Below are 24,146 nucleotides of genomic sequence, written 5' to 3'. Positions count from 1 at the left end.
TAAGAAAGCCAAAAGATGGCTGATTAACGCCCTCTTTGCGCAGCATTTTACCTAAGACAGTAAGAGGAGGGGAAGGCCCGAATGGAGCCAAAAGTATCGATCGTCATTCCTTTTTACAATTGTGCTTATATCGAGCAGGCTGTTCACAGTGCCATTCACCAGACGTATCCGCATATCGAGGTCATCGTAGTGGATGATGGGTCAACCGAGCACGTGGAGCGGCTACAGCCATTCATGGATTCCATCCGCTATATTCGCAAGGAAAACGGTGGAACCGCGACAGCATTAAATGAGGGCATCAAACAGGCAACAGGGGATTACTTTGTCTGGCTCAGCTCAGATGATGTGATGCTGCTGGATCGGGTGGAGAAACAACTGACGTTTATGCGCGAGGTCAAGGCTTCATTCTGCCATGGTGCCTACCATTATGTGAATGAGAAGAGTGAATGGTTGGATACGGTGCATCCGGAAGTGGGAAGTCGTCTGGAGATGTTGCAGGTACTGCTGGAAGGTTGTCCGATCAACGGCTGTACTGTCATGTTAGAGATGGAAGCATTTGAGCGGTTTGGACTGTTCGACACTGATTTTCGCTACACCCATGACTATGAGATGTGGATGAGGCTGTTTCCAATGTATGAGCTGTTCTACTACAATGAACCTCTGATGTGTTACCGATTGCATGAGTCGATGGGAACCAAACGTCACTTCAAGGCACTGGTTGCCGAGATGGAAAAAGTTCAAGAGAAGCATCGGCCTATTCTGTTTAACTTGCTTCAGGTTGGCGGGTACTGGAAGTAGATGGATTTGGCAACGATGGCTGAAATGGAATAGGTGTTAAATGGACAGGAGAGCACCCTTATGAAACACTTTTTAAGTGTTATAAGTGGAAGCTCTTTTTTTGCTTTATGGACAGATACGTGGACACAAAGGGTGATCGATTGCTGAAGTCTCTGTATAATGAAATGATTCATACACGGAAGGGACTGGACTATGCGCAGATATCAATATCTTAAACCCAACTATTAATAAACTAATGGAGGTAAGAGTATTGATTACAGAGTTACACACAGAACGGTTATATTTGCGACAAATGAACGTATCGGATGCGGCCAGCTTGTTTAAAATTTGGTCTGATCCGGATGTAACTAGATTTATGAATATCACTCATTTTACGGATGAAAATCAAGCTATAGCCATGATTAATCTTCTGAATGATCTTGCTCAGGAAAACAAGGCCATTCGTTTCTCTATCCTTGTGCAAGAGTCCAACGAAATCATAGGTTCATGTGGTTATAATTCACTGGATTTTGACAATCTCAAAGCAGAAATCGGGTATGACATTGCCAGATCACAATGGGGGAAAGGATATGCTACGGAAGCGATCTCTTCTTTATTAGCTCATGCATTCTCGACTATGAAGCTGAATCGTATTGAGGCAAAGGTTGACCCCGATAATGTGAATTCTATCAAGCTATTACAAAAGCTCAATTTCACATATGAAGGTACTCTCAGAGCATACGAGAGGGTAGGCGAAACGTTCAGTGATCTGAATATGTATTCCAAGTTGGCGACAGATTAGAGAGATCTGTAATAGCGTGTCCTCGGTCCGTTAGAACACATTTGAAGCGAACAAGGGGTGTCCTCAGTCATTCATATGACAGATGGGACACCCCTTGTTTGATATTTCGGTATGTTATATAAAGACGGCATATCATTGGACAACTCAATCTTTTGAATTCATGATCGCCATGGATGCAGGATCGGGAAATATATATCCTTTAGGCAACTTTTTCATCAATTCATTCATTACAGCGTAATCCACGTTGATGTGAGGTGTGGAAACTGGAGTCGAAAACCAGCGATTGTATAGATCACTTGGTACAAGTAACGTCATATTGTATGTCCTCCTCTGTAGATGGCTTCTTGGTAGACTTGAAATGTACGCAATCCCATCACTTCCAGTGAACGATTTTGTTCAGCCCAGGCTTTCGCCGCCGCACCCACTGCTCTCCGGGTAACATGATCCTCAAGTAGTGCATCCAACAGTTCACGGAGCGAGTCGACATCCTGCGGAGGAACAACCCATCCCGTGCGTCCAGGGTCAACCATCTCAGGCATGCCGGCTGTACCACTGACGATAACAGGTACACCCGCCAGTTGCGCTTCGGTAACGGAGAACGGCTGGGTGTCCTGCAGACTGGGCTGGACATAGATATCTGCATGGCGCAGGAAGGAAGGAATATTGTCCAGCTTGCCCCAGAACACAACATCGGCTCCAATCCCCGTTGACGCGGCCTGTGAACGCAATTCATCGGTTAGATTGCCTTCTCCTGCGATCCAGCAGACCCAATCGGAACGTTTATTTTTCAGACTGGCTAAGGCCTTGATTAACACATGAACGCCCTTGATATATTCAAGTCGTCCCGTAAAGGCAATGACTTTCTTGCCCGCAGGTGGTCGCTGGCGGAACTTCACAGCTGCTGAGGCACGGTAGGCTGGGAGATCTACAGCATAGGGAATCTGTCTGAACTTTGATTCAGGAACGGCAAGCTCTGTAAGCGTACTCTTGATCCAGTGGCTTGACACGAGAATGAGCTCGGACTGTGCTGCACTTCGCTCTTCCAATGAGAGAAAATAACGTCCACGCTTGGATTGCAAATATGAAGGGAGAGTAAGCTGTGGGTTGGAATTTTGAGCATCGTAAAAGGCTTCGCGTGCAAGAGCGCCATGATAGCTTGTAACCAGTGGGATATTGCGGTTCAATATGCGTTTTATGGCTACGGCAGCTACCGGATCTTGCGCATGAATAACGTCATAGTCCTCCACCCCCAGATAAGCGGCTGCCATCTCGAATGCATATCTATTCAGTTCATAATAAGCGAGGAGAGGATCGGCAGTGAATTGTGGCAGATCAGTCGGATTGAGTTTGGCTTGCAACATGGGCCACACCTTATCCTTGGAGAAAGCTCGGTTCAGATTACGAACATATACTTCGTTATTGGCACCATTTGTGCCCATGATATCAACCTCTACACCAAGTGCGATTAACCTGTCGGCCAGTTGTTTAACATATGTCCATATGCCTCCCATATGTGTAAGCTCCCAATACGTAACGAGCAGAACTTTCATAGCTACCTCCTTGTCACGGCCTGCACCGGCCGAGCTTCTATCCTTTTATTCTATGAAAAAAGAGGACCGGAAGGTCGGGCATTTCCGTGTAATTGGTCGAAAATGGGTGAATGCAAATGGCAATGGACGAGAGGAAGCATATCCTATGTACAGGAAGGTTCGTGTGCTCCGAAGGAGGGATCTACAGTGGCGGTATATTTACTTGAGATTCATGAGAATCTGTTACAGACATTTGTTCCCGTCAAGTACATGGATGTGGAGTTGGCCTATGTGGGCGGCGAGGAAGGGACGGATGTATTTGTTGGTGGAGCCAGTATTCACGGAGAACTGTATCGACACCTTTTCCACCTAACGTCAAATTCGGGGGGAGCGGGCGGTAATCAGGTCATTCATAATCTGGATGTGTCATCCGAGCCTTATGAACTGAGGATCATCAGCAACAGTTCTTCACCGAAGCATCTGGTTATTCGAGTATATTGCAGAAGTATTCACGGTCAGACATTGGGCATACTGTCAGAATATCAGATGATGAAGCTTGCAGATTGATATGGACATCATTGCATACTCATGATTTACCAACGTGTGGAGCAGGGAAGGTGCCTGTTCCATTTTTTTGTGGTGCATCCATAGTAGAATTGTCTGAAAAAATAGCTTGACAGCAAAGGTATTTTCATTAGAATTAGATCAGTATTAAACGAAAGTTTAAAACGACGATTTAAAACGATAGTTTGAAATTAGTCGTCAATATAGGCTGAGTGAGACGCATGGCTAAGCCTGCGATCTACTGGCTGGAAAAGAGTGTGGAGAACGTGAAAGAACAAACAGCAGTACCCCAGGAGCCGGCAGAGTTTTCGCTTAAAGCCATTATACTGCCACTCCTGGCAATTATCGTCGGAATGATTATGGTTATTCTGGACAGCACGGTGGTGAACGTGGCCATTCCAAATCTGGTTCAATATTTTGAGACGGATCTTAAAACGATCCAATGGACGGTTACGGGTTACACCTTGGCTTTGTCTGCAGTTATTCCACTGGCAGGCTGGTTAACGGACCGTTTTGGTGCCAAAAGAGTATTCCTGTTCACCATTGCCATGTTTACCTTGGGTTCAGTGTTATGCTCGATCGCTCAATCACCTGAGCAATTAATCATTTACCGTATCATTCAGGGTCTCGGTGGAGGCATGGTTGCTCCTATTGGTATGGCGATGGTCTTTCGTCTGGCTCCGCCTGAGCGAAGAGGTTCCATCATGGGGATGCTGGGGATTCCCATGCTGCTTGCCCCCGCATTGGGTCCGGTGTTGTCCGGGTGGTTTATTGAATCACTGAGCTGGCACTGGATCTTCCTGATTAACTTGCCCATTGGTATTGCAGCTTTCATTCTATGTATCAAGTTTTTGCCGGATACAGATCGTGGACGCACACCTGCACTGGATCTGCTCGGCATGATTCTGGCGCCAATTGCCTTCTCGATGCTGGCTTACGGTGTGAGTGAGGGTGGAACGAGCTGGACGTCTGCAACAACTTTGACGGGTGTCATTGTGGGTGGTGTAGCGCTCATTTTGTTCATTATTGTGGAGTTTCGTCATCAAAATCCATTGCTCGAACTCCGGGTATTCAAATCATCTGATTTCTCACGGGGAATTATTCTCGCATGGGTGTCACAAGTGGCGCTGTTCGGTGCGATGATCCTGATCCCGCTTTATTTGCAGCAGATCAAAGGGTACACTGCACTGGAAACAGGATTGATTCTACTGCCACAGGCGTTGGCTTCCGGAGTGGGTATGCCTCTTGGTGGTCGGTTGTTTGATAAAATCGGTGCTAGACCTCTGGCCTTCGTGGGTCTGGGTATTATCTCAGGAGCATTGTTTATTCTGTCCTCCATTACGGCAGAGACAGGTCTTGGCCTGATTATAACGGCTCTGGTCATGATGGGTCTGGGTATGGGCTTGTCCATGATGCCACTCAATACGCATGTATTAAATGCTGCACCGCGCAAGTTGGTTGGACGGGTTACACCGCTCACGGCTGCTGCACAGCAAGTAGTCGTGTCCTTTGCGGTTGCAGGGCTTACAGGCTTCCTGACTTCAAGAATCGCAGACAATACAACGAGTACAGAGCCGACCGCTATCGTGCATGGTTTGGTGGCTGGTTTCAATGATACGTTCTTCCTGGCCGCTTGTATTGCATTGTTCGGATGTTTGCTCAGTCTGATTCTGCGGAAACCAAAACCGATGCCGGAAGAAGAACTTCAAAATGGTGACAAGCCTGATCCCGCGATGATGATGGGACACTAAGATTTTATAAAAACCATAAAAACCATAAAAACCATAAAAACCATAAAAACCATACTAAGGCAGTTCAGAGAAATTTTGCTGAACTGCCTTTTTTGCTATGCTCAATGGAAAATTCGCAGTGCTGTCATCATTTCACGGAAAGAAATGGCATATCGATCTGGTGAAAAAGACAAGCTCATATGCTGTCTGCCCTGAATGCGAATATACTCACGCAGTTTCTTGTTATTCATGAGGTCCCTTGCTTCGGCTACAGCGGCCTCTACATTTCCAATTGGATAAAACTTACCAGTCTTATTATGTGTGATAAATGAACGAACACCATCCGAATCCGTGCTGAGCACCGGGCAGCCACAACTGATGGCTTCAGCGACGGCATAACCGAATCCTTCAAGCAGAGAAGTGGATAACATGATGCCCCCTGAAGCGGCAATCATGGAATAATATGCAGGCATCTGAGAGTGAGGAACATTGATGAAGATCCCAATCCGATCCTCAAGCCCGTATTCTGCCAGCATGTGCCGGAACATGACTTCATCTTCTGGATTAGCCAAAGTTGGATCGTGGAACAACCATAGTCTGGCTTCCGGATTTTTTTTGACAATTTCACTCGATATGATTAGATATTCACGCCAGTTTTTGTTGTGTTCAAGTCGTCCTACCCAAGCCAGCACCGGATAGGGTGGGGTATCCACCAAGATTGGTGCGAAGGTGTCTGTATCGAGCATATTGGGAATAACAAACCGATGAAGCCAAGGACAGATATGAATGAACATATCCAGCAGGTGGTCTGTGGGAGGTATAACGGCAGCATCACAATGAGCTTGGAGGTATGGGACACCCATCTGTATCGTTTCCAGAGCTTGATCGCGTGCTCCGAGTCCCTGCGCTTCAAAAATAATTCGTCCGGTATAACCAAGTCCTCTCAAACGGCCGGGCATAGCGATGTCTGAAGTGGCAATGATGGCATCATAATGATGAGTATGGATGATATGATGGATATCCTCGTCACTGGACGCGGTGAAAATGGGTGTATCACTGTTGTTCTGCAATCCCGAGCCTGTGCTGAGATACAATAGGTGCGCTTCAATGCCATGGCGTTTCAGAACAGCGGTGCGCAGTCGATTTAACGTATCCACGCCACCGCTCGGAACATAAAACGTGAATAATACTTTCACACGATTCACCCTCTGACTTTTGGTCAGGAGCACATTCTCCTGTACTCTATGTTACGTTGGCTTTAAGCGCAGGGTGTGGGTGTTGGTCAGAATGTTCACATTTTGGACAAATATTTTTAAGCTGTCTTTTAAGTGTCATTAAGCTGAGGCTAGGATAGCTCCCGTAATATACAAGGAACTTCCCGTGCCCATCATCTATTACATAAGTTCAACGTAACATTTACACGATAACGGAGAGGGCAGAAATAACTTGAAGAAGCGAAGCGGTCACCTTTATCAGCGGATTTTTCCTTCTGAATGAAGGAATCAAAAAAATCTGGGGATAACAGTGATCGGAAGGTTATTCTGCCATCGGAGTGCAAGTGTAAATATTTTCAGTTGAATTTATATAACGAACGATGCTGCACGGGTATTTTAACGGGAAAGGATGAATGATGTGCTCGAAGTGAAACAGGTCAGCAAAGTTTACGAAGGGCAACGCGGCGTACATCAACTGGATTTCACCATGGAACGTGGTGAGATTGTTGGCTTTCTCGGACCCAATGGTGCTGGGAAAACAACAACGATGCGTATGATTACGGGTTATGTGCATCCAACTGCGGGTTCCATTATGGTGGATGGAGTATCGGTGCATGAGCAGGGTCAGCGTGTTCGTTCCAAGATTGGGTATCTGCCTGAAACGCCGCCACTCTATCCGGATATGACGGTGCAGTCCTATCTTAAATTCGTAGCCAATTTGCGAGATGTCCCGGCACGTGAGGTTAAGCTGCGGGTCAGTGAGATGGTTAGCAGACTGGGACTTCAGAGTCGGGAAAGACAAATGGTACGTGGGTTATCCAAAGGATATAAACAACGCCTCGGGCTGGCAGGAGCCATTATTCACAAGCCGGATCTACTGGTCCTGGATGAGCCAACATCGGGCCTTGATCCAAACCAGATTATCGAGATCCGGGATTTAATCCGAGAATTGGGCGAGAACCATACGGTGCTGCTCAGTACGCATATTTTGCCTGAAGTGAGCACGCTCTGTAATCGAATGTTGATCATCAATCAGGGACAGCTCGTGTTGGATGGTTCACCTCAGCATTTCGGATCAGCAATGGGGGATCAGTTCAAGGTATCGATTGAAGTGAAGGCCACTGCGGAGCAATTACATAATGTGCTGACACCATGGGAGAAGGTGCGGAGTGAAGTCATTCAAGCATCGGATGTGAATACCAGCAAAGATACTTCACTTACTTCAGATTCAGCGGATACGGTTAAAATGCTGCTTACTGGAGAAAACTCGGAAGATTTCCGGGAGGAGCTGTTCTACCTTTTGTCAGGTGCAGGATTACCGATACTGGAGATGAAGAAGGAGAACCTGAGCCTGGAGCAAATCTTCCTGAAGCTGACCACAACCGAGGCAACAGACACGGACGCGATTTCGGCAGATGTGGATAAGGTTGTTGGGGCAGAGATGGATCAGGACGTAACTTCGGACATCGACTCGTCGAGTATATCGGGAACATCAGTTGGTACATCAGCCGATGCTTCGCCCCAAGCTCGCAAAGGGGAGGACTCCAAATGAGACGAATGATGGCGGTATGCAATAAAGAGCTACAAGCTTATTTTCTGTCACCAACGTCCTATTTTGCTTTTGCTGTATATGTACTGATGACCAGTCTGTTGTTCTATTCCAGCTTTGTATATTACCAGCCGAGCATTGTCGATTATCGTCTCGTGTTGGGGGACACGTTGTCCATGCTGCTGTTCGTCGTGCCATTGTTAACGATGCGACTGGTTGCAGAGGAATTTAGACAAGGAACGGATGAATTGTTGCTGACTTCTCCGGCACGAGTAACAGAAATTATTTTTGGCAAATATCTTGCTTCTCTGGCCATTCTGGTCGTGCTCATCCTGTGCAGTCTCGTGTACCCTTTCATCATGTCGTTCTATGGGACATTGGATATGACGACGGTATGGATGTCTGCGCTGGGGTTATTTTTCCTGGGCGGAAGCATGATGGCGATTGGACTGTTCGCTTCTACATTATCCCAGCATCAGATGGTGTCTGCGGTGGCGGGTTTTATTATTTTGCTCGTTTTGTGGATGCTTGATTCATTCGCAGGCAATACAGGTTCTGCTTTGCAACAGTGGCTGGACCCATTTGCCCTGACTAACCGGTTCGACAGCTTCATGAAAGGTGTGCTTAGTGGGCCGGATATCTTGTATTATTTCACCCTTTCGGGTGTGTTTCTGCTGTTAAGCATTCAAATTGTGGAACGGAAGCGGTGGAGGTGAGAAGATGAAAAAATGGTTAAGTCATACCAACAGTACCGTGCTGTCCGTAGCGGTGATTGGCATCTTTATTTTGCTAACACTGTTCCTGAATTCACTTGGCGGCTTCCAGCTGGATCTGACCTCGAACAAACAATACACGTTATCTGACCAATCCCTTACTGCGATCAAAAATGTGAAGGATGACGTCAACATTCTGGTGTTAACCGTTGAAAATGCCAACAACACCGTCCTGAACCGTGAGGTCACGGATATGGTTGAGGAATACACGAAACGCAATAGCAAGTTGAAGCTAAAACAGTATAATCTGACGCAGGAACCTGCGCTTGCATCCAAATACGGCATAACAGGCAGCTCCATTGTGCTGGAGCAGGGAGATCAACACAAAGTGATTGATATCGCCAGTCTGTTCACCGCGACAGGTGACGGAAGTGACGGATCATATCAGTTCACAGGTGAGGAAAAACTTACGCAGGCGCTCATGAATATGTCATCCACGGAGATGCACAAAATGGTCTTTTTGACTGGGCATGAAGAGCTGAGTCTCGCTCAGATGACTACGCTGCAATCCTCCTTGGAACAAAATAATGTGCAGACGGAAGAGTTGCAGCTGAATCAAGCAGGGAAGGTTCCCGAAGATGCAGATGTGCTCGCCATTATTGGCCCACAACGCGATCTCAGTGATACCGAAATGAAAGCCATTCGCACATATCTGAGTAATGGAGGCAAGCTGTTATTATCCCTCGGATTTGTAGAAGATATGAAATCCAGTTGGAAAAACATCGATGCCCTCATGGCTGACTATGGCGTCGTTGATGAGCATGCGGTCATGGTGGATAATCAGCAAGCCAGTACGATGGGGCCACTCTGGGTGGTGCCGGAGTATGGTACACATGCAATTACGGACAAACTTACTGCAAGCCAATTGTATCCGATGTTGTCGTTGTCGATTGCGCTGACCAGCAAAGAACAGGATAAATATACGCTTTCACCTTTAATGCATTCTTCGAATGACAGTTATGGGGAGACGAATATCGGCGGCTTATTGCAGAATGAAACAACCAATGATGCCGAAGAGGACATTCAGGGACCCGTTGAATTAGGATATGCAGCCGATACAACGGATGGTAAACCGAAGGCAGTTATTCTGGGTTCGTCCATTTTCATGCAGGATTCGGAAATTGCGAATGGTGGCAATCGGGACTTTATTTTGAATACGGTAAACTATTTGAGTGAGAAAGAAAATGGATTGACGATTCGTCCAAGGGTACAAGCTGGGTATGAGATGGCATACCTGAATGGCGAACAAGCCAGAACGATTTTCTTCGTGGCTATTGTAGCATTCCCACTCATCTTTGTTATCATTGGTGTACTCTTATGGTGGAGGCGCAGACGAGTATGAGAAAATGGGTTCCAACGATTCTGGTGGTCATCGTACTAATTGTGGGCTGGATGTACGCGGCCAGTCAAAATTATTTTCGGGAAGAAGAAGCGGTTCAAGCCAAGTTGCTTGGTATTCAATCCGGGGATATCCAATCCATTACAATACATGACACAACGGAGGAGACATCCGGTACAACAGCATCTTCGACTTTGTCGCTTGAAAATGGCGTATGGCAGATGCTTGAGCCAAAAGCCTATCCTCTGAACGGTTACAGTGTTAGCAGCTGGCTGGATGCTCTGAGTGGTGCAAATCAGGAACTGGTGGTGGAAGAAGCGCCAACGGATCTGGATAAGTATGGATTAGGAACAGATGCTACACGTATGGATATCAAACTCAAAGATAATCGGGAAATCAAACTGGCTATTGGCGGCCAGCTTCCAGCAGATGATGCACGTTATGTGCGTGTTGATTCGGGCCCTGTGGTTGCTGTGCAGACAGAGGCGATTACCAGCATAGCTTTGTCTCGTCGTGACTTATTAGACACTACACCTTTTAACATGGATGAGACAAATGTTGGGTCTCTGGAGTGGGAAGGTGAAGCAGCTACCTGGATGTTAAAAACGACATTGGAGAACGATGCGGCAGAACAGACCTGGACATTGAATGGAAAAACGATTGAAGCCACAGATGCCGTATCTCTTATCGGCAAAATCAAAAACTTGTCGACAGCAGATGATGTGCGCAAAGCTTCCGAGCTGAAGAATTCGGTTCCCCGATTCACCCTGTCTGTTGAACAGACGGTCAATGGGCAACAAGTTCGAGATGTATATCGAGGAATTACGGTGCCATCCGAATCGGATCAGATCTGGGTCATTACACCGGATGGTCAATGGGCATATGGCATGGATGCGACAAGTCTAACTGAAGCCGAGAAATTCCCGGATACAATTAAAGCATCCATAACTTCTTCAGAAGAGTCATCTAGTTCTCCAAAGGACGAAACGACTTCCTCATCAACAGACGGGAAATGAGCGGGGCGGAAGATAAGTGATGTTATTGTGTTGAGATGCAAATATGATTTCGAGGCAGTGCTGCGAACAAGCAGCACTGTTTTTTTTATTTTATATAGCGAAGAAACTCACGGTCCACAAATCAAAACTAAAGATCAATAAACAAAGACCAAAACCAGAATACCTGAATCTACAGGGTAAGGTACCATATCCTTTCAGCATATCGGTACGTACAGAAGCGCATCCTATCTTTGTGACCAAAACCAACAAACATTGGAGGATGAGTACATGCCAGCAGTCAAAAAGGCAACAGCTATTACGTTATCATTATCTACTGCAATCTTTGTAATGGCCGGTTTGACAGGTTGTGGCACGAATCGGGATACCAACAATATGCATACGCAAAGTGTTCGTCAGCAAGCCAACGGCATTAACCGTTATGGTGTGGAAACAAATGGCATGGATGGCATCCGTGCGAAAAGTTATCGCATGCACAATGTTACTGACCTGAAATCCAGTGAAGAGCTGGCAAAACGTATCACGGAGATGAAGGAAGTAAAATCCGCCCGTGTCATGTTAACGGATCGTAATGCTTATGTGGCAGTTCGTTTGGCAGATGGTCATGCAGGCAAGTTGGAGAGCAAGTCCAATGGTCGTACGAGCATGCTGAATGGAACGATGCGTAATCATGCCAGTGATACCATGCGTGGGGGCAACATGAATCACGATATGGGTGGTATGCGTGTGAATGGCGGTACGGGCACAATGTCTCCGTACAGCACTAGCGGAATTGCTCCAGGACTGAACACAAATTCGGCAACGGATCGCAGCCATATGGGGAATGACCGCAGCATCTATGGAACCATGGGCACAGGCGCCGTTGGCATGATGCGTGGTCTGACAAACAGCGGCAAAGCACGTGGGACAGACGATGGGCATTATGGTATGAAAAGTGAAGGACAACGTGTAGATAGCACGGACGATAACACATCAGCTGAGATTAAGGGTAAGATTTCAGCCAAAATCAAGCAGTTTGCACCAAACATCGAGAATGTATATGTATCAGCCAATCCGGATTTTGTGGAGCATGTCGAGAACTATGCCAAAGATATTCGTAACGGTAAGCCCGTTAGTGGCATGATTGATACGTTCCAATCGATGGTGGAGCGCATTTTCCCAACGAACGGAACAGATACGAATAACCGTGATGGCATCCTTGACGATGGCCTGATGAACCGTAATCACAACGGTGGTGTCATGAATCGAATGAATCGGTAGTTTTTTGACATGAACAAGTGTGCCTTTGCGCAGATGGTAACATCCGCTGCAGGGGCATGTTTGTTTTACATGATCTCAACAGGATTCACTTTGAATGTTTCTTCAATAAATTCAGAATATTTGTCTTCCATATAGACTAAATAGACTAACGAAATGAAGTACCATCTAATATTCTTGCGCTCCTAAAAGAATTATGTTCTGCACTTACGTCTAAGTGCAGAGTTTTTAGTGAATAATAAAGGGGATTGAAATTAGGGTGTGGAATAGTTATGGATTAGAATGAACTTGGAAAGAAAATTCTGAACAGATCCAGATAAGGCAAGAAATGCACGCGCAAATGTGAATGGTGGTGAGTGTATGAACGAGAAAATTGTAGTTGCTGCAATGCGAGTATTTGAAGAACAGCATGGTTTTGCTCGAACAAAAGATTTTATAGAAGCGGGCGTATCCCCTTACTACATAAAAAAACTGGAGTCCGCTGGTGAAATTGAACGGGTAAAACAGGGGATTTACCGACAGTCTGGTCAATTTAATGAACCGCCTCATGAAATGGTTGAGGTATCCAAACTTGTTCCCAAAGGAGTTATATGTCTTCTCTCTGCGCTCTCCTTCTATGAACTGACAACTTACAATCCATGGGAATATCAGATTGCTATTCATCGTGGCGGTAAAAAGCCAAAGCTTCCAGACTATCCTCCTATTAAAGTAATCTATTTGGCAGATGCTCAATACAAAATTGGAATTGATGAAGTCTATATTGATGGCTCGGCAGTTAAAATTTATGATCGTGAGAAAACAATTTGTGATATGGTGAGGTATCGTGAGAAAATTGGAATTGATTTGATGAAGGAAGGGCTGAGGAATTACCTTCAATCCCCCCACAAGAATATAACAAGGCTTGTCTCCTATGCTGATAAGCTACGAATTCGAACGGTTTTGCAAAAGTATCTGGAGGTGCTGATCTAATGAGTGAAATTAAAAATATTCCCGCCTCTGTTTCTGAACGTTTGAAAAATATAGCTGTAAAATCAGGAAAAGCATTTGATACCTTGCTGTTGCTTTATTTTCAGGAGCGTTTCTTATATCGTTTATCCATTTCTGAGTACAGGGATAAATTCATTTTAAAGGGCGGGTTGTTTTTGTTCTCACAAACTCAATTCAAGGCACGTCCAACCAAAGACGTTGATTTTCTCGCCAGACAGATTGCTAATGAACTGGATTTATTAAGAGAGTCGTTTGTCTCCATTTGCTCAATAGTGGTTCCTACGGATGGTATTGCATTTCAGTTGGATGAACTGACAACGGAGAGAATTAAAGAAGATGCTGATTATGAGGGAGTAAGAATTAAAGTAACTGCTCTTTTAGGGCGGATGAGAAAAAGTTTGCAGTTTGATATCGGATTTGGTGATGTGGTGGTCCCGAAGCCCCAGCTTATTGAATATCCTGTTCTCCTGGATATGACAGCACCACAAGTTCAAGCCTACTCGAGGGAATCCGTCATTTCAGAAAAATTTGAAGCCATGATCACATTATCTGTGATGAATAGTCGGATGAAGGATTTTTATGATATTTATACGCTGTTAACAACGAACAACTTTGATGGTCGAATCCTTCACGAGGCAGTGTCCGAAACCTTCCAACAACGGGGCACAATATTTTGAAAAAGAGCATCCTCTGTTTCATGAAGAATTTGCTGAAAATGAAGGTCGGACAAAACAGTGGCAGGCTTTTCTGCGTCGTTTAGGGGTTGAAGAACAACTTGCATTTCAGGATGTGATGGATGCTCTTGTTTCTTTTATTGAACCTGTTTATCATTCAATAATTGATGAGAAAGAGTTTTTTAAGCGTTGGAGTTATACCGAAAGGGCATGGAAGAACAATAACTGATTAATACATAATTTTTTGAACTATGCACCAACTATTTTAGAGGGATGTATGCAAATTACTGCCCATTTTTCTTATAAAACTGAACCAACGCCCTTGACCTGACATAAGATGAGTTGACTGTATCCCCTTAACCTTGTTACACCAACACAACCCGAGCAAGGAGGGGTGAACATTGAAGGGTATCGATCATAAAAGCAAATTTTTGTTGACCCACCGTGAACGCGAAGTATTCGAATTACTGGTTCAAGACAAAACAACGCGTGACATCGCAGGGCAGTTATTCATCAGCGAGAAAACGGTGCGTAACCATATTTCGAATGTGATGCAGAAACTCAATGTTAAGGGTCGTTCGCAGGCAGTTGTCGAGCTGATTAAGCTTGGAGAACTGAAGATTTAGTTGCGAATTACAGTTAGGATTAAGTAGCAGCATGAAAGCCTTTCTCTATTCTTTGTCATGAAGAATGGGGCAAGGCTTTTTTGCTGTGCTGGATCATGAATTTAAGAAAGATCCGAAACGTAGCATCGCTTGTTTTCATTATTTTAGTAGACCATAATGATTACATATATGAAACAGATAAGGTAGTAAGTAAGGCTTGAAATTGAAACAATGGTAGAAAGGATGATCTAAATGGACCTTTTCTTAAATGAATTTGAAGACCATTTTCGTGCGGGTTTTCTGCCCGATCTAGAACAAACGCTGGCTAAGGTTCAGGATGAGGAAGTATATGCTTGTGCATTTGGAACGGACAGTGATTGGGTAACGCTGTTCATGGCGGTAAATACAGAGGAATCCCTTGCTGGGCATATTGTGAGTATGAAAGAGCAAGGGCTATGTGATAGTGAGGAGGACGAGATCTATTACAGATGGGGCTGCTCCGAATATCAATATGGCGAGGATACACACTTTAACCACATCAGTCGATTGTTGTATGCAACAGAAGAAGTTCAGGAGTATAAAGATGAGATCATTCGAATCATCGCCAAAGTTGTAAATGAGACAGCAGATGACGTTTTTGCCCGATATGGACAAGCAAAAGCAGACATTACGTTTTTCGTTTCTCTAACAGATGACGATCTGGCGGAGGAGATTGAAAATCAATCGGTTCATCACATGACTGTCCCCAGCTTAGCCAGTAAGTTCTTAAAACGATATGATGGCATCAGTTAGAACGAGTTAACTTGAGTTAAATTGAATCAAAATGAATTGAATCGTTGTACCGCGAAAGTCTTTCCTATTCTTTTATCCAAAGAAGGGGAGAGGCTTTTTTTGTTTTAGCGTGAAAAATGAAATAACCGAATTCATATCACTTATTGATTCCTATTCATTTGAATGAACATCCTCCATCTTTTCTTCGAAAATGGCTGATAAAATAGCTGCTCCAATTCCTCGAACTGTGTTTCATTCAGATGAAGATGGAGGGCTCTTTTCGCTATTTTGGCGGCAGGCTGGGAAGAAGATTTCCGGCCTCCGGCTTTTCGTTTGATCGGAATATGAAATTGCAGCAAGTCTTCAAGTTGATTCCAGCCTTCCCAACTCAGCCGACCTCCGCGTTTCCAGTCAATAGCATAGAGGGTATAATAGGCGCGTCCTTCTGTTTGTTTGGTGGCAATAATCCAGGTGGAAGGAATGAACTTTCTCCGTTGTCTTCGATTCATTGAATTGCTCCTTCTTTTGTTATTGCAAAAGTCATGTTAAATTCCTCTTGATTTGCAGGATCGTCTTGATTAAAATGAAGTTATAAAAATGATTTTCTTAATTTATTAAAAATAAATAAAAATAATTTTCATAAGCGAGGTCCTCATGGCAGCCATATTACGTGCGTTGCAACAAGAACTGAATAACCTTCCGTCTCAGGAGCGACGTATCGCCGAAGTCATTATGCAATCTCCATCGGACATTCCCGGCTGGACGATTAGTCATCTGGCAGAGCAGAGTGGCACAAGTGCGGCGACGGTGACCCGCTTTTGCAAGTCGTTTCATTTCAAAGGTTTTCCTGATTTCAAAATGAAACTCGCCGCAGAATTGTCCCACGCATCTGATGAAACGGCGTATCAGGATATTGTAGCGGGCAATTCCCTATCCAAAATTGTTGAAGCTATCGAAGCCAACCACCTCGCGTCTATTGCAGATACCACTCGTTTGCTGGATTTGGGCAGATTGGAGCAAGCCGTTCAATTATTGTGCCAGGCTCGCCGCATCGATCTGTACGGTGTGGCAACCTCGTCGATAGTTACACAGGATTTCTATCAGAAACTGGTGCGGATCGGCAAAAGCTGTACGGCTTTCTCCGACTCACACATGCAGATTACATCGGCATCTTCGCTCGCAGAGGGAGATGTGGCGATGGCCGTATCCTATTCAGGCGAAACACCAGAGACCATCGATGCCCTGCATTGTGCCAAACAGGCCGGAGCTTCTACGATTTCACTGACTTCCTATGGCAGCAACACGCTTGCAACGGTATCGGATATCCCACTATTCACCTCTTCTCTGGAAGAAGGCATGAGGCGTGGAGATATGGCTTCACGTATTGCACTGCTTCATGTGGTCGATATTTTGTTCACAGGCATGGTAAGTGCCGACTTCGACCGTTTTATCCCCAGACTGGAACAATCCTATCACAACGTGCAGTCCTATCGAGTCCAACACAACGGAGGTGCCTGACAGATGAAGATGAATATACGCATTTTTGAAAATGAAGAAGATTTGAACGCCACGGGTGCTGGCCTCATTGCCAGCTTGTTGCAAACCAAACCACGGGCTGTATTGGGGCTTGCGACAGGAAGTTCTCCTGTAGGCATATATAAACAGCTTATCACGTTATATCAGAAGGGGCTTGTCAGCTTCTCACAGGCTTCTTCTTTTAATCTCGATGAGTATGTGGGACTTCCAACAGAGCATCGCGAAAGTTACCGCAGTTTTATGAATGAACAATTATTCAATCATATCGATGTAGATATTGCTAGAACGCAAGTGCCTGATGGTCAGGCTGCAGATCTGGAACAGGAATGTAATTCTTATGAACAACGGCTGGACGATCGTGGACCGGTAGACCTTCAACTGCTGGGCATTGGACATAATGGTCATATTGGCTTCAATGAACCGGGAACGGAGCTGACTGGACGAACGCATGTCGTGGATTTGAAAGAAGAGACGAGAAAGGCAAACGCACGCTTCTTTGACAGCATTGATGAAGTTCCGGCTCAGGCGATTACAATGGGTGTCGGTACCATTTTGAAAGCCAAACAGATTCTGCTCATTGCCCGTGGCGAGGAAAAAGCCGAGATTATTCGCGAAGCTTTTATGGGCCCAATCACAACGGCCTGTCCTGCATCGCTTTTGCAATGCCATCCAAATGTGGTGGTACTGCTGGACCGTGCAGCAGGGAGGCTGGTGAGATGACCGGAGCGAATAGCCATGAACCTGGGAGCCAGCGTGATGAAAATATTTCTCTTCTTCGGGGCAAGCTGCTCCTTTCAAATGAGATATTGGAAGACGGTGTATTAGCTTGGAGGGATGAGAAAATCCTCTATGCTGGGTTACCTGAAGGTCTGCCCGAACAGATTCGAAGAGAGGCTTTGCCGCTGTCTGTACCGGAACGCGGCCTCATTGTGCCTGGATTCATTGATATCCATGTGCATGGTGGGAATGGAGAAGACTTTATGGACGCAAGCCCGGAGGTGTTGGACAAGATCACTTCTTTCCATAGTACACAGGGCACAACAGCGATGCTTGCGACTTCCATGACGGCTCCGAAAGAGCGCCTGGACAGCGTACTTGCCGAAGTCGACCGCTATCGTTCGAGTGAAATGCCCTATGCACAGCTTGAGGGTATACACTTGGAAGGTCCGTTTTTTAGTCCGAAATGGCCTGGAGCGCAAAATCCGGAACACATCATTCTGCCTGATGTATCTTGGCTCGAAGCATGGGAGAAGCAATATCCTGGCCTGATCCGGCAAGTTACGTTGGCACCGGAACGTGAAGGCGCGTTGGAAGTCATTTCATGGCTGCGAGAAGAACGGATTACAGCGGCACTTGGTCACACGGATGCGACCTATGAAGAGGTGGAGCGGGCAGTTGAGGCAGGACTACATCATGCAGTACATACGTTCAATGCCATGACACCGCTGCATCACCGGCTACCCGGGGCTGCCGGAGCCGTGCTGAGTGATCCACGTATCAGTGCTGAGGTGATTGCCGACGGAATTCACGTGCATCCTGCGGCGATCTCAATCTTGGCTCAGCTGAAGCAACATGATGATCAACTCGTATTGATCACGGATGCCATGTCTGCTGCGGGTTTGGATGACGGGGAGTACAAAATCGGCGACCTGCCCGTGATCGTGAAGCATGGCGAGGCCAGACTGAAGGACGGCGATGCGCTGGCTGGAAGCACACTGACGATGATTCGCGGTTTCCGTTATCTGGTGCAGGAAGTGGGCTTGAGTCTGAAGGCTGCTTCACGGGCAGCAAGTCTAACCCCTGCACGTCTGCTCGGCATTGATCACCGGACAGGTTCCCTGGCTCAAGGAAAACAGGCAGATATCGTTTTGCTGAATGCGGAGCTGGATATTGAGGGTGTGTGGGTGAAGGGCAGACGGATAGGAGAGTCATATTAGATTTAGAAAATTAGTATCGTGCTAATAACTCTCATTTGTGATGAATCAGTCTTCGGAGTTAAAACTTGGCTTTTATCTGTGTAGAGGCAACACCGTGCGCAATATGTTAAAATAGATCTCAAAAAGACGGGATCTGCGGATCACGCATAACGGAGGCGTGAAACATGGAACGTAACGCTATGCTCGAACATGATCCGTTCATCACAGTGTTGGCGGAGAAGTTGCACATACACGGATATTATGCCTTTTATGGTGAGCATTACAATGAGACCGATATGGAGCTGTACCGCAGGCATTTGTTCACATCATTCAGCAACATCGTATGGGTAGAGCTGGATTCACGCAAAAAGTATATGATTGTCGATCATCGTGGACGCAACACAGTCATGAAACTGATCGAGGGTATGCTGAATACACGTAGAACGCTGCGAGCAAATCAGGCAATGGCAGGTACGGACACCTCTGGAGTCCAGCAGGAGATCGTACATTTATCCAAGCTAGTGCACATGCTGAAATTTACGACTTTCCGCACATAAGTGTGCTTTAACCTATCAAACAAGTTTAAAAGATAGACGGTATTTCTTGATTTTATTAATCAGGATACCGTCTATTTTTTTTTTTTGTAACAAAGTTATATCTTGTATTTACTGAAAACAGTGCGTGAGTAGGTCATAGCCCAAGCAACTGCCTGATAGATGAATAAGATGTTGGCACCTAAATAAAAAATGTGCTCATGGTTAGGAGATAAAAATGATTATGCGTCGTATCCTGTTTTTGGAGAAACACCCGATGTGGATTTATGGTTTACCCAAAGGATTCGAGAAATTAGGACATAAAGTGAAAATCTGTGCAACAGACCAGCATGCTGCCCGAACCATTCGGAGCTTTAAACCTGATCTAATCATTGCTATGGGATGGACACCTTCTAACAGTACACCTGAGAAACAGCGGCTTATTGCTCGATTAGTTCAAGCATCAAATGCTCCGCTCATATATTGGTCAACAGAAGATCCGGGTTATACGGACGTGTTCTCATTACCACTCATCCGAAGAACGCGTCCTGCTTTTGTGTTTTCCATTCATCGTCCAACAGTCCAACGATTCAGAAAATTAGCCATATCAGCGGCTCACTTAGATTTTGGAAGTGACCCAGATACACATCGCAGATCTAAACAAGTAAAGAAGTATAGAGGGAATGCAGCATTGGTAGCCAATGGATACTCAAAATTGTATCGTGAGAAGCCAGAACATTATCGTTTTAAATCTGTGCAGCGACTTATGAATCCTTTTCTGGAAAAGGACTTAAAAGTAGATATTTATGGGCGAGATTGGAACAAGATGAAGAAGCTGTTCAACCGAAATGTTCCAGCTAAACAGATTCATGGCTATCTTCCATATAAGGAAGCTGTAAAAGTGTACAATTCCGTCGATTTTGTGATTGGTCCGCAGAATGCTGAAGACCGTCTCACTCAAAGAACATATGAAATTCTTTCTTCTGGAGGATTGCTTATCACGGATGACACACCAGAAGTACGCAGATGGTTTCGTCCAGGCAAGGATTTGCTCGTATCTTCATCTGAGCGTGAGACAAGGAAATTGATTGCAAAATATCTGCGTTCTCCCCAGAAGCGAGAGCGAATCAGGGACAATGCGGTAAAGGTGGCAGCTCAACATTCCTATAAGAAGAGAGCAGCTTACATTCTCCGTACTTTGACGAAAAAAGGGATCATCTAGTACGCATACTCAGTAGTTCAGATACAGTGACAAATACAAATCCCTGACGGCGAAGCTTGCGGACAATAAAAGGAAGTGCCCTAGCTGTCTGACGAGCCGAATCGCTTGCATGCAACAACAGAATATCACCGGTTTTTACTCCGTTAGTGGAATTACGAATGATGGTACGAACTCCCGGATTTGTCCAGTCCATAGAGTCTTTGCTCCAGTGAATAGTTGAATATCCAAGAGAGCCGAGCAATTGAATGACACGCTGGTTCATATCGCCGTTTGGTGTACGGATGAGCTTACATTTAACCCCTGTGGCCTTCCGAATGGTGGTTTCTGCGGCTTTGACCTCACGGGTGATCCAACGATTACTATGCTCCGTGTAATTTTGATGAAGACGTCCATGTGAGCCAATTTCATAACCATATTGTTTAATTTTTCGAGCTAACAGCGGGCGCTCCAACACCCATGTACTAGATAGAAAAAAAGTCGCTTTCTTAACTCCATTGGCTGATAGAGCATCGAGGACAGGTACGGGTACTTTACCTCCCCAACCGATATCAAATGTCAAAGCTATACATTTTTTGTGCGTATTCACGCGATATGCCGCTTCGAATCGTGGATTCATCGAATGCCTCCTTTGCAACATATATATGTCAACCGGAAAGATTTGATTATGCACTTGTCATTGAAAATATAGGACGGTGGTTCTATTGAGAATATTGTTTTTAGAGCGGGGAAAGTTGTGGTCGTATGGTCTTCCGGATGGTCTGCGAGATCTTGGCCACCAAGTACGAGCATCCGGCCCGGTCCAAGAGCGAACGCTTCGTCAACAATTACGATCTTACAAGCCACATTTGCTGGTGTCCGTAGGATGGGGACCTGATCATACTCGAAAGCAACAAAGATTAGTTAGGAGGTTAGCGACAGAGTATCGTACCCCACTCATTTATTGGTCAACGGAAGACCCTAATTTTACAGAGGTTTTTACTCTTCCTCTTCTTAAACGGATGAAGCCTGATTATACGTTTACCATTTCGGAGAAGACGGCATACAGATTTCAACAGATGGGTTATCCGGCAGCGTATCTTGATTATGCTTTTCACCCCAAGGTACATTACCGAACTCGTATGAAAAAGAAATATCAGACAGATATTGCAGTTGTAGCTAACGCCTATCCGGATGTTCTCAAGAAATATCCGAAACTTTATCGGAATAAATCCCTACGCATTCTTGTACGTCCCTTACTTAAGGAGGGTTATCGTATTCACTTTTATGGGCACAACTGGTCGCGCATGAAATCTATTCTGGGATGCGATATTCCGTCCAAATGGATTAAGGGGCACATTTCCTATAAAAATGCAAATCAGGTATTCAGTTCAGCGAAAATCATGATCGGATTACAAAACTACACTGATATGCTAACTCAGCGAACATATGAAACCTTGGGCTCATCCGGTTTTTTCCTGACTTGTGATACACCTGCGGTCAGGGGCATTTTGAAGCCGGGAAGAGATGTAGCTGTAAGCTCTACTCCAGCGGAGACATTGAGGAAGGTACGTTATTATCTGAAGAATGAGAGCGAAAGAGATCGAATTAGACGTAATGGACGGTCGGCGATTGCACGTCATAATTACACTGCCCGTGCACGGTTCATGTTGTCTACTTTGAGAAAAAAGGGAGTGATCGAATGAAGGTCAATACCCATTCGACACACAGAAGGCACGATAAGGTAGCATATCTGACATTTGATGATGGTCCATCTACGTATACGAATCAAATATTAGACATTTTGAAGCAGCACAACATTAAGGCTACGTTTTTTGTAGTGGGTAATACAAGTCCTCATGGATTGAGAATATACAGAAGACTAAAAAAATTAGGTCACAGCATAGGAAATCATACGTACTCACATCGTTTTGAACGTATCTACCGCAGTCAAGCGGATTTCCTTGCGGATTTCTACCGTATGGAACGATTCATACAACGTGTCATTGGGATCAGGACACGTTTGTTCCGTTTTCCCGGTGGTTCAAATACTGAACGTGGGTACAACATTGGCGGACGCAGAACGATGGTGTCCATTAAAAAGAAGCTTAGTGCCAGAGGCTACCGGTACTGTGATTGGACGATTGATTCTCAGGACGCATTGTTCCCCGAGCGTACACCTGAGGAAATAACCGCCAAAGTGCTACGTGAGAGTAGAAACCGTCGGCGTTGCATCATTCTATGCCATGATTTCTCTGATCGCAGTATGCTAGCTTTACCCTTCATCATTCGTGGATTGAAGAAGCAGGGGTATCGATTCGATAAGCTCTCTACACATTCCTATAACTATCAAATTAAGGAGGAGCATTCGTGAAAATATTGTTCCTTGAAAGTCACCCTATGTGGATACACGGTCTTCCCAACGGATTTAAGGACGCAGGTCATACAGTGAAAATTTCTGGTTCCCTTACCCGAAGCAAGTTGTCCAGATTGATTAAGGATTTTAAGCCTGATCTCGTCATAAGCATGGGCTGGACGCCTGAGCATACGGTCCACAAGCAGAAATGGATGAGAAGATTTATCGGAGATACTCGCATCCCCCATGTGTATTGGGCAACAGAGGACCCTACGCATCATGAATCATTCTCACTTCCATATGTCCATGTAGTCAAACCTGACTTTGTATTTACCATATGCCGATCCATGGTGAGAAAATATAAACGTATGGGCATAAAAGCAGCACACATGGACTTTGGTTATCATCCTAAAGTGCATCGTAGAGGAAAAATTGTTCCTCATTTAAAAAGTAATATTGCAGTGGTGGCCAACGGTTATTCTAGAATTCTCAAGCTGTACCCGGAGCATTTTCGCATTAAATCGTTACATCATCTTATTCGTCCGTTGGTACAAGATGGTACGCGAATCGATTTTTGGGGAAGGCAGTGGGATGAGATGAAGCCTGTTCTGGGAACTCGTATTCCACGCAGTTGGATACATGGTTACCTAGAATACACCGATGCACGTAAAGTGTACAGTTCGGCTAAAATTGTCATTGGTCCGCAGAATCAGCTTACTCAGGTGACACAGAGAACTTATGAAATTTTGGGTTCAGGAGGATTTCTCATTACAAGTGATACGCCCGAAATTCGTCGTCTGTTCACTCCTGGTCGGGATCTTGTTGTTTCGAATTCTGCTGGCCAGACTCGCAAACTTGTCCGTTACTACCTCAAGCACCCCAAAAAAAGGGAAGAGATTCGCAAGCATGGCCAACGCACAGCTCGGAAACATAATTATAAGTCACGTGCTCAATACATGATCCGGCAATTGAAGAAACATAACATCCTTTGAATATACGATCACTTTAAAAGAGAGGTTGGAC

The 24,146-nt window shown here is 45.2% G+C and carries 27 protein-coding genes; 22 read left to right on the top strand and 5 right to left on the bottom strand.

The features are described 5' to 3' along the window. Nucleotides 1-81: 81 nt before the first annotated feature. Nucleotides 82-798 (top strand): glycosyltransferase, encoded by a 717-nt coding sequence (locus MKY01_RS25770; RefSeq protein WP_339284140.1) that lies wholly within the window; start codon nucleotides 82-84, stop codon nucleotides 796-798. A 250-nt stretch (nucleotides 799-1,048) separates the two neighbouring features. Then, nucleotides 1,049-1,579: a GNAT family protein gene (locus MKY01_RS25765; RefSeq protein ID WP_339284138.1), complete on the top strand. Its 531-nt coding sequence runs from the start codon at nucleotides 1,049-1,051 to the stop codon at nucleotides 1,577-1,579. A 144-nt stretch (nucleotides 1,580-1,723) separates the two neighbouring features. On the opposite strand, the gene MKY01_RS25760 is transcribed toward MKY01_RS25765, so the two are convergent. Both MKY01_RS25760 and MKY01_RS25755 read right to left on the bottom strand, forming a co-directional pair. After that, on the bottom strand, nucleotides 1,724-1,894 hold the full coding sequence (locus MKY01_RS25760; protein WP_164783209.1) for a hypothetical protein: 171 nt from the start codon (nucleotides 1,892-1,894) through the stop codon (nucleotides 1,724-1,726). Beyond that, the gene (locus MKY01_RS25755) at nucleotides 1,891-3,129 is read right to left on the bottom strand and encodes a glycosyltransferase family 4 protein (protein WP_127547116.1); all 1,239 of its coding nucleotides are present in this window, start codon (nucleotides 3,127-3,129) and stop codon (nucleotides 1,891-1,893) included. The genes MKY01_RS25760 and MKY01_RS25755 overlap by 4 nt, the downstream gene beginning before the upstream one ends. Before the next feature lie 186 nt (nucleotides 3,130-3,315). Between MKY01_RS25755 and MKY01_RS25750 the strand changes: the two genes are divergently transcribed. Beyond that, a complete protein-coding gene (locus tag MKY01_RS25750) occupies nucleotides 3,316-3,675 on the top strand; it encodes a hypothetical protein (RefSeq protein WP_339284136.1) in 360 nt (119 codons plus the stop codon). A gap of 218 nt (nucleotides 3,676-3,893) precedes the next feature. Beyond that, complete coding sequence (locus tag MKY01_RS25745) at nucleotides 3,894-5,423, top strand: DHA2 family efflux MFS transporter permease subunit (protein ID WP_339284134.1); 1,530 nt, start codon at nucleotides 3,894-3,896, stop codon at nucleotides 5,421-5,423. Nucleotides 5,424-5,524: 101 nt separating this feature from the next. On the opposite strand, the gene MKY01_RS25740 is transcribed toward MKY01_RS25745, so the two are convergent. Beyond that, nucleotides 5,525-6,598 carry a glycosyltransferase family 4 protein gene (locus MKY01_RS25740; RefSeq protein WP_235193923.1) on the bottom strand — a complete coding sequence of 358 codons (1,074 nt, stop codon included), beginning with the start codon at nucleotides 6,596-6,598 and terminating at the stop codon, nucleotides 5,525-5,527. Nucleotides 6,599-7,034: 436 nt separating this feature from the next. Here MKY01_RS25740 and MKY01_RS25735 point away from each other — a divergent pair, with 436 nt between their 5' ends. From MKY01_RS25735 to MKY01_RS25690, 10 genes are all read left to right on the top strand, one after another. After that, entirely contained in the window at nucleotides 7,035-8,168 is a 1,134-nt protein-coding gene (locus MKY01_RS25735) for an ATP-binding cassette domain-containing protein (RefSeq protein WP_339284131.1), read from the top strand. Continuing rightward, entirely contained in the window at nucleotides 8,165-8,881 is a 717-nt protein-coding gene (locus MKY01_RS25730) for an ABC transporter permease subunit (protein ID WP_339284129.1), read from the top strand. The genes MKY01_RS25735 and MKY01_RS25730 overlap by 4 nt, the downstream gene beginning before the upstream one ends. A gap of 4 nt (nucleotides 8,882-8,885) precedes the next feature. Further along, on the top strand, nucleotides 8,886-10,280 hold the full coding sequence (locus MKY01_RS25725; RefSeq protein WP_339284128.1) for a GldG family protein: 1,395 nt from the start codon (nucleotides 8,886-8,888) through the stop codon (nucleotides 10,278-10,280). After that, the gene (locus tag MKY01_RS25720; RefSeq protein ID WP_339284126.1) at nucleotides 10,277-11,293 is read left to right on the top strand and encodes a DUF4340 domain-containing protein; all 1,017 of its coding nucleotides are present in this window, start codon (nucleotides 10,277-10,279) and stop codon (nucleotides 11,291-11,293) included. Before MKY01_RS25725 ends, MKY01_RS25720 begins: the two co-directional genes overlap by 4 nt. Nucleotides 11,294-11,560: 267 nt before the next feature. After that, nucleotides 11,561-12,550, top strand: coding sequence for a YhcN/YlaJ family sporulation lipoprotein (locus MKY01_RS25715; protein ID WP_339284124.1), 990 nt, complete (start codon nucleotides 11,561-11,563; stop codon nucleotides 12,548-12,550). A 357-nt stretch (nucleotides 12,551-12,907) separates the two neighbouring features. Continuing rightward, nucleotides 12,908-13,516 (top strand): type IV toxin-antitoxin system AbiEi family antitoxin domain-containing protein, encoded by a 609-nt coding sequence (locus MKY01_RS25710; RefSeq protein ID WP_076211329.1) that lies wholly within the window; start codon nucleotides 12,908-12,910, stop codon nucleotides 13,514-13,516. After that, nucleotides 13,516-14,211: a nucleotidyl transferase AbiEii/AbiGii toxin family protein gene (locus MKY01_RS25705; protein WP_339284122.1), complete on the top strand. Its 696-nt coding sequence runs from the start codon at nucleotides 13,516-13,518 to the stop codon at nucleotides 14,209-14,211. The genes MKY01_RS25710 and MKY01_RS25705 overlap by 1 nt, the downstream gene beginning before the upstream one ends. Next, nucleotides 14,150-14,437 carry a hypothetical protein gene (locus tag MKY01_RS25700; RefSeq protein WP_339287308.1) on the top strand — a complete coding sequence of 96 codons (288 nt, stop codon included), beginning with the start codon at nucleotides 14,150-14,152 and terminating at the stop codon, nucleotides 14,435-14,437. Before MKY01_RS25705 ends, MKY01_RS25700 begins: the two co-directional genes overlap by 62 nt. Nucleotides 14,438-14,609: 172 nt before the next feature. After that, the gene (locus tag MKY01_RS25695) at nucleotides 14,610-14,834 is read left to right on the top strand and encodes a helix-turn-helix transcriptional regulator (protein WP_017692532.1); all 225 of its coding nucleotides are present in this window, start codon (nucleotides 14,610-14,612) and stop codon (nucleotides 14,832-14,834) included. Between the two features lie 231 nt (nucleotides 14,835-15,065). Then, entirely contained in the window at nucleotides 15,066-15,605 is a 540-nt protein-coding gene (locus MKY01_RS25690; protein ID WP_339284120.1) for a DUF4303 domain-containing protein, read from the top strand. A gap of 140 nt (nucleotides 15,606-15,745) precedes the next feature. Here the strand turns inward: MKY01_RS25690 and MKY01_RS25685 are convergent, their stop codons facing one another. Continuing rightward, nucleotides 15,746-16,093: a hypothetical protein gene (locus MKY01_RS25685; protein ID WP_074096292.1), complete on the bottom strand. Its 348-nt coding sequence runs from the start codon at nucleotides 16,091-16,093 to the stop codon at nucleotides 15,746-15,748. A gap of 145 nt (nucleotides 16,094-16,238) precedes the next feature. Between MKY01_RS25685 and MKY01_RS25680 the strand changes: the two genes are divergently transcribed. The 5 genes from MKY01_RS25680 to MKY01_RS25660 all read left to right on the top strand — a co-directional run bounded on the left by MKY01_RS25680 (nucleotide 16,239) and on the right by MKY01_RS25660 (nucleotide 20,791). Next, nucleotides 16,239-17,102, top strand: a complete 864-nt coding sequence (locus MKY01_RS25680) for a MurR/RpiR family transcriptional regulator (RefSeq protein ID WP_017692537.1) — start codon at nucleotides 16,239-16,241, stop codon at nucleotides 17,100-17,102. Nucleotides 17,103-17,111: 9 nt separating this feature from the next. Further along, nucleotides 17,112-17,840, top strand: a complete 729-nt coding sequence (nagB, locus tag MKY01_RS25675; protein ID WP_076319846.1) for a glucosamine-6-phosphate deaminase — start codon at nucleotides 17,112-17,114, stop codon at nucleotides 17,838-17,840. Continuing rightward, nucleotides 17,837-19,057: an N-acetylglucosamine-6-phosphate deacetylase gene (nagA, locus tag MKY01_RS25670; RefSeq protein ID WP_339284118.1), complete on the top strand. Its 1,221-nt coding sequence runs from the start codon at nucleotides 17,837-17,839 to the stop codon at nucleotides 19,055-19,057. Before nagB ends, nagA begins: the two co-directional genes overlap by 4 nt. 164 nt (nucleotides 19,058-19,221) lie before the next feature. Then, complete coding sequence (locus MKY01_RS25665; RefSeq protein WP_339284117.1) at nucleotides 19,222-19,593, top strand: hypothetical protein; 372 nt, start codon at nucleotides 19,222-19,224, stop codon at nucleotides 19,591-19,593. A gap of 214 nt (nucleotides 19,594-19,807) precedes the next feature. Continuing rightward, complete coding sequence (locus MKY01_RS25660; protein ID WP_127548200.1) at nucleotides 19,808-20,791, top strand: glycosyltransferase; 984 nt, start codon at nucleotides 19,808-19,810, stop codon at nucleotides 20,789-20,791. Here MKY01_RS25660 and MKY01_RS25655 read toward each other — a convergent pair. Further along, nucleotides 20,784-21,407: a polysaccharide deacetylase family protein gene (locus tag MKY01_RS25655; protein ID WP_339284114.1), complete on the bottom strand. Its 624-nt coding sequence runs from the start codon at nucleotides 21,405-21,407 to the stop codon at nucleotides 20,784-20,786. The two genes, MKY01_RS25660 and MKY01_RS25655, sit on opposite strands and share 8 nt — an antisense overlap. Nucleotides 21,408-21,483: 76 nt before the next feature. On the opposite strand from MKY01_RS25655, the gene MKY01_RS25650 reads away from it, so the two are divergent. From MKY01_RS25650 to MKY01_RS25640, 3 genes are read left to right on the top strand one after another with little or no spacing between them, the layout of a single operon-like run. Beyond that, nucleotides 21,484-22,473 (top strand): glycosyltransferase, encoded by a 990-nt coding sequence (locus tag MKY01_RS25650; RefSeq protein WP_339284112.1) that lies wholly within the window; start codon nucleotides 21,484-21,486, stop codon nucleotides 22,471-22,473. Next, entirely contained in the window at nucleotides 22,470-23,141 is a 672-nt protein-coding gene (locus MKY01_RS25645) for a polysaccharide deacetylase family protein (RefSeq protein WP_127548206.1), read from the top strand. The genes MKY01_RS25650 and MKY01_RS25645 overlap by 4 nt, the downstream gene beginning before the upstream one ends. Further along, nucleotides 23,138-24,115 carry a glycosyltransferase gene (locus MKY01_RS25640; RefSeq protein WP_339284111.1) on the top strand — a complete coding sequence of 326 codons (978 nt, stop codon included), beginning with the start codon at nucleotides 23,138-23,140 and terminating at the stop codon, nucleotides 24,113-24,115. The genes MKY01_RS25645 and MKY01_RS25640 overlap by 4 nt, the downstream gene beginning before the upstream one ends. The last annotated feature ends 31 nt before the right edge of the window (nucleotides 24,116-24,146 follow it).

The sequence above is a fragment of the Paenibacillus sp. FSL R5-0486 genome, assembly GCF_037975155.1.
In the GTDB taxonomy this organism is placed as follows: domain Bacteria; phylum Bacillota; class Bacilli; order Paenibacillales; family Paenibacillaceae; genus Paenibacillus; species Paenibacillus amylolyticus.
Note: the sequence above shows the minus strand (reverse complement) of the source record. Positions and strands in the feature narration are given on the sequence as shown.

Excerpts from the sequence above, each read along its gene's own strand:
- MKY01_RS25770 (WP_339284140.1), top strand. The coding sequence starts at position 82 with ATGGAGCCAAAAGTATCGATCGTCATTCCTTTTTACAATTGTGCTTAT.
- MKY01_RS25760 (WP_164783209.1), bottom strand. The coding sequence starts at position 1,894 with ATGACGTTACTTGTACCAAGTGATCTATACAATCGCTGGTTTTCGACT.
- MKY01_RS25755 (WP_127547116.1), bottom strand. The coding sequence starts at position 3,129 with ATGAAAGTTCTGCTCGTTACGTATTGGGAGCTTACACATATGGGAGGC.
- MKY01_RS25745 (WP_339284134.1), top strand. The coding sequence starts at position 3,894 with ATGGCTAAGCCTGCGATCTACTGGCTGGAAAAGAGTGTGGAGAACGTG.
- MKY01_RS25730 (WP_339284129.1), top strand. The coding sequence starts at position 8,165 with ATGAGACGAATGATGGCGGTATGCAATAAAGAGCTACAAGCTTATTTT.
- MKY01_RS25725 (WP_339284128.1), top strand. The coding sequence starts at position 8,886 with ATGAAAAAATGGTTAAGTCATACCAACAGTACCGTGCTGTCCGTAGCG.
- MKY01_RS25720 (WP_339284126.1), top strand. The coding sequence starts at position 10,277 with ATGAGAAAATGGGTTCCAACGATTCTGGTGGTCATCGTACTAATTGTG.
- MKY01_RS25715 (WP_339284124.1), top strand. The coding sequence starts at position 11,561 with ATGCCAGCAGTCAAAAAGGCAACAGCTATTACGTTATCATTATCTACT.
- MKY01_RS25710 (WP_076211329.1), top strand. The coding sequence starts at position 12,908 with ATGAACGAGAAAATTGTAGTTGCTGCAATGCGAGTATTTGAAGAACAG.
- MKY01_RS25705 (WP_339284122.1), top strand. The coding sequence starts at position 13,516 with ATGAGTGAAATTAAAAATATTCCCGCCTCTGTTTCTGAACGTTTGAAA.
- MKY01_RS25700 (WP_339287308.1), top strand. The coding sequence starts at position 14,150 with ATGGTCGAATCCTTCACGAGGCAGTGTCCGAAACCTTCCAACAACGGG.
- MKY01_RS25690 (WP_339284120.1), top strand. The coding sequence starts at position 15,066 with ATGGACCTTTTCTTAAATGAATTTGAAGACCATTTTCGTGCGGGTTTT.
- MKY01_RS25685 (WP_074096292.1), bottom strand. The coding sequence starts at position 16,093 with ATGAATCGAAGACAACGGAGAAAGTTCATTCCTTCCACCTGGATTATT.
- MKY01_RS25680 (WP_017692537.1), top strand. The coding sequence starts at position 16,239 with ATGGCAGCCATATTACGTGCGTTGCAACAAGAACTGAATAACCTTCCG.
- nagB (WP_076319846.1), top strand. The coding sequence starts at position 17,112 with ATGAATATACGCATTTTTGAAAATGAAGAAGATTTGAACGCCACGGGT.
- nagA (WP_339284118.1), top strand. The coding sequence starts at position 17,837 with ATGACCGGAGCGAATAGCCATGAACCTGGGAGCCAGCGTGATGAAAAT.
- MKY01_RS25665 (WP_339284117.1), top strand. The coding sequence starts at position 19,222 with ATGGAACGTAACGCTATGCTCGAACATGATCCGTTCATCACAGTGTTG.
- MKY01_RS25660 (WP_127548200.1), top strand. The coding sequence starts at position 19,808 with ATGATTATGCGTCGTATCCTGTTTTTGGAGAAACACCCGATGTGGATT.
- MKY01_RS25655 (WP_339284114.1), bottom strand. The coding sequence starts at position 21,407 with ATGAATCCACGATTCGAAGCGGCATATCGCGTGAATACGCACAAAAAA.
- MKY01_RS25645 (WP_127548206.1), top strand. The coding sequence starts at position 22,470 with ATGAAGGTCAATACCCATTCGACACACAGAAGGCACGATAAGGTAGCA.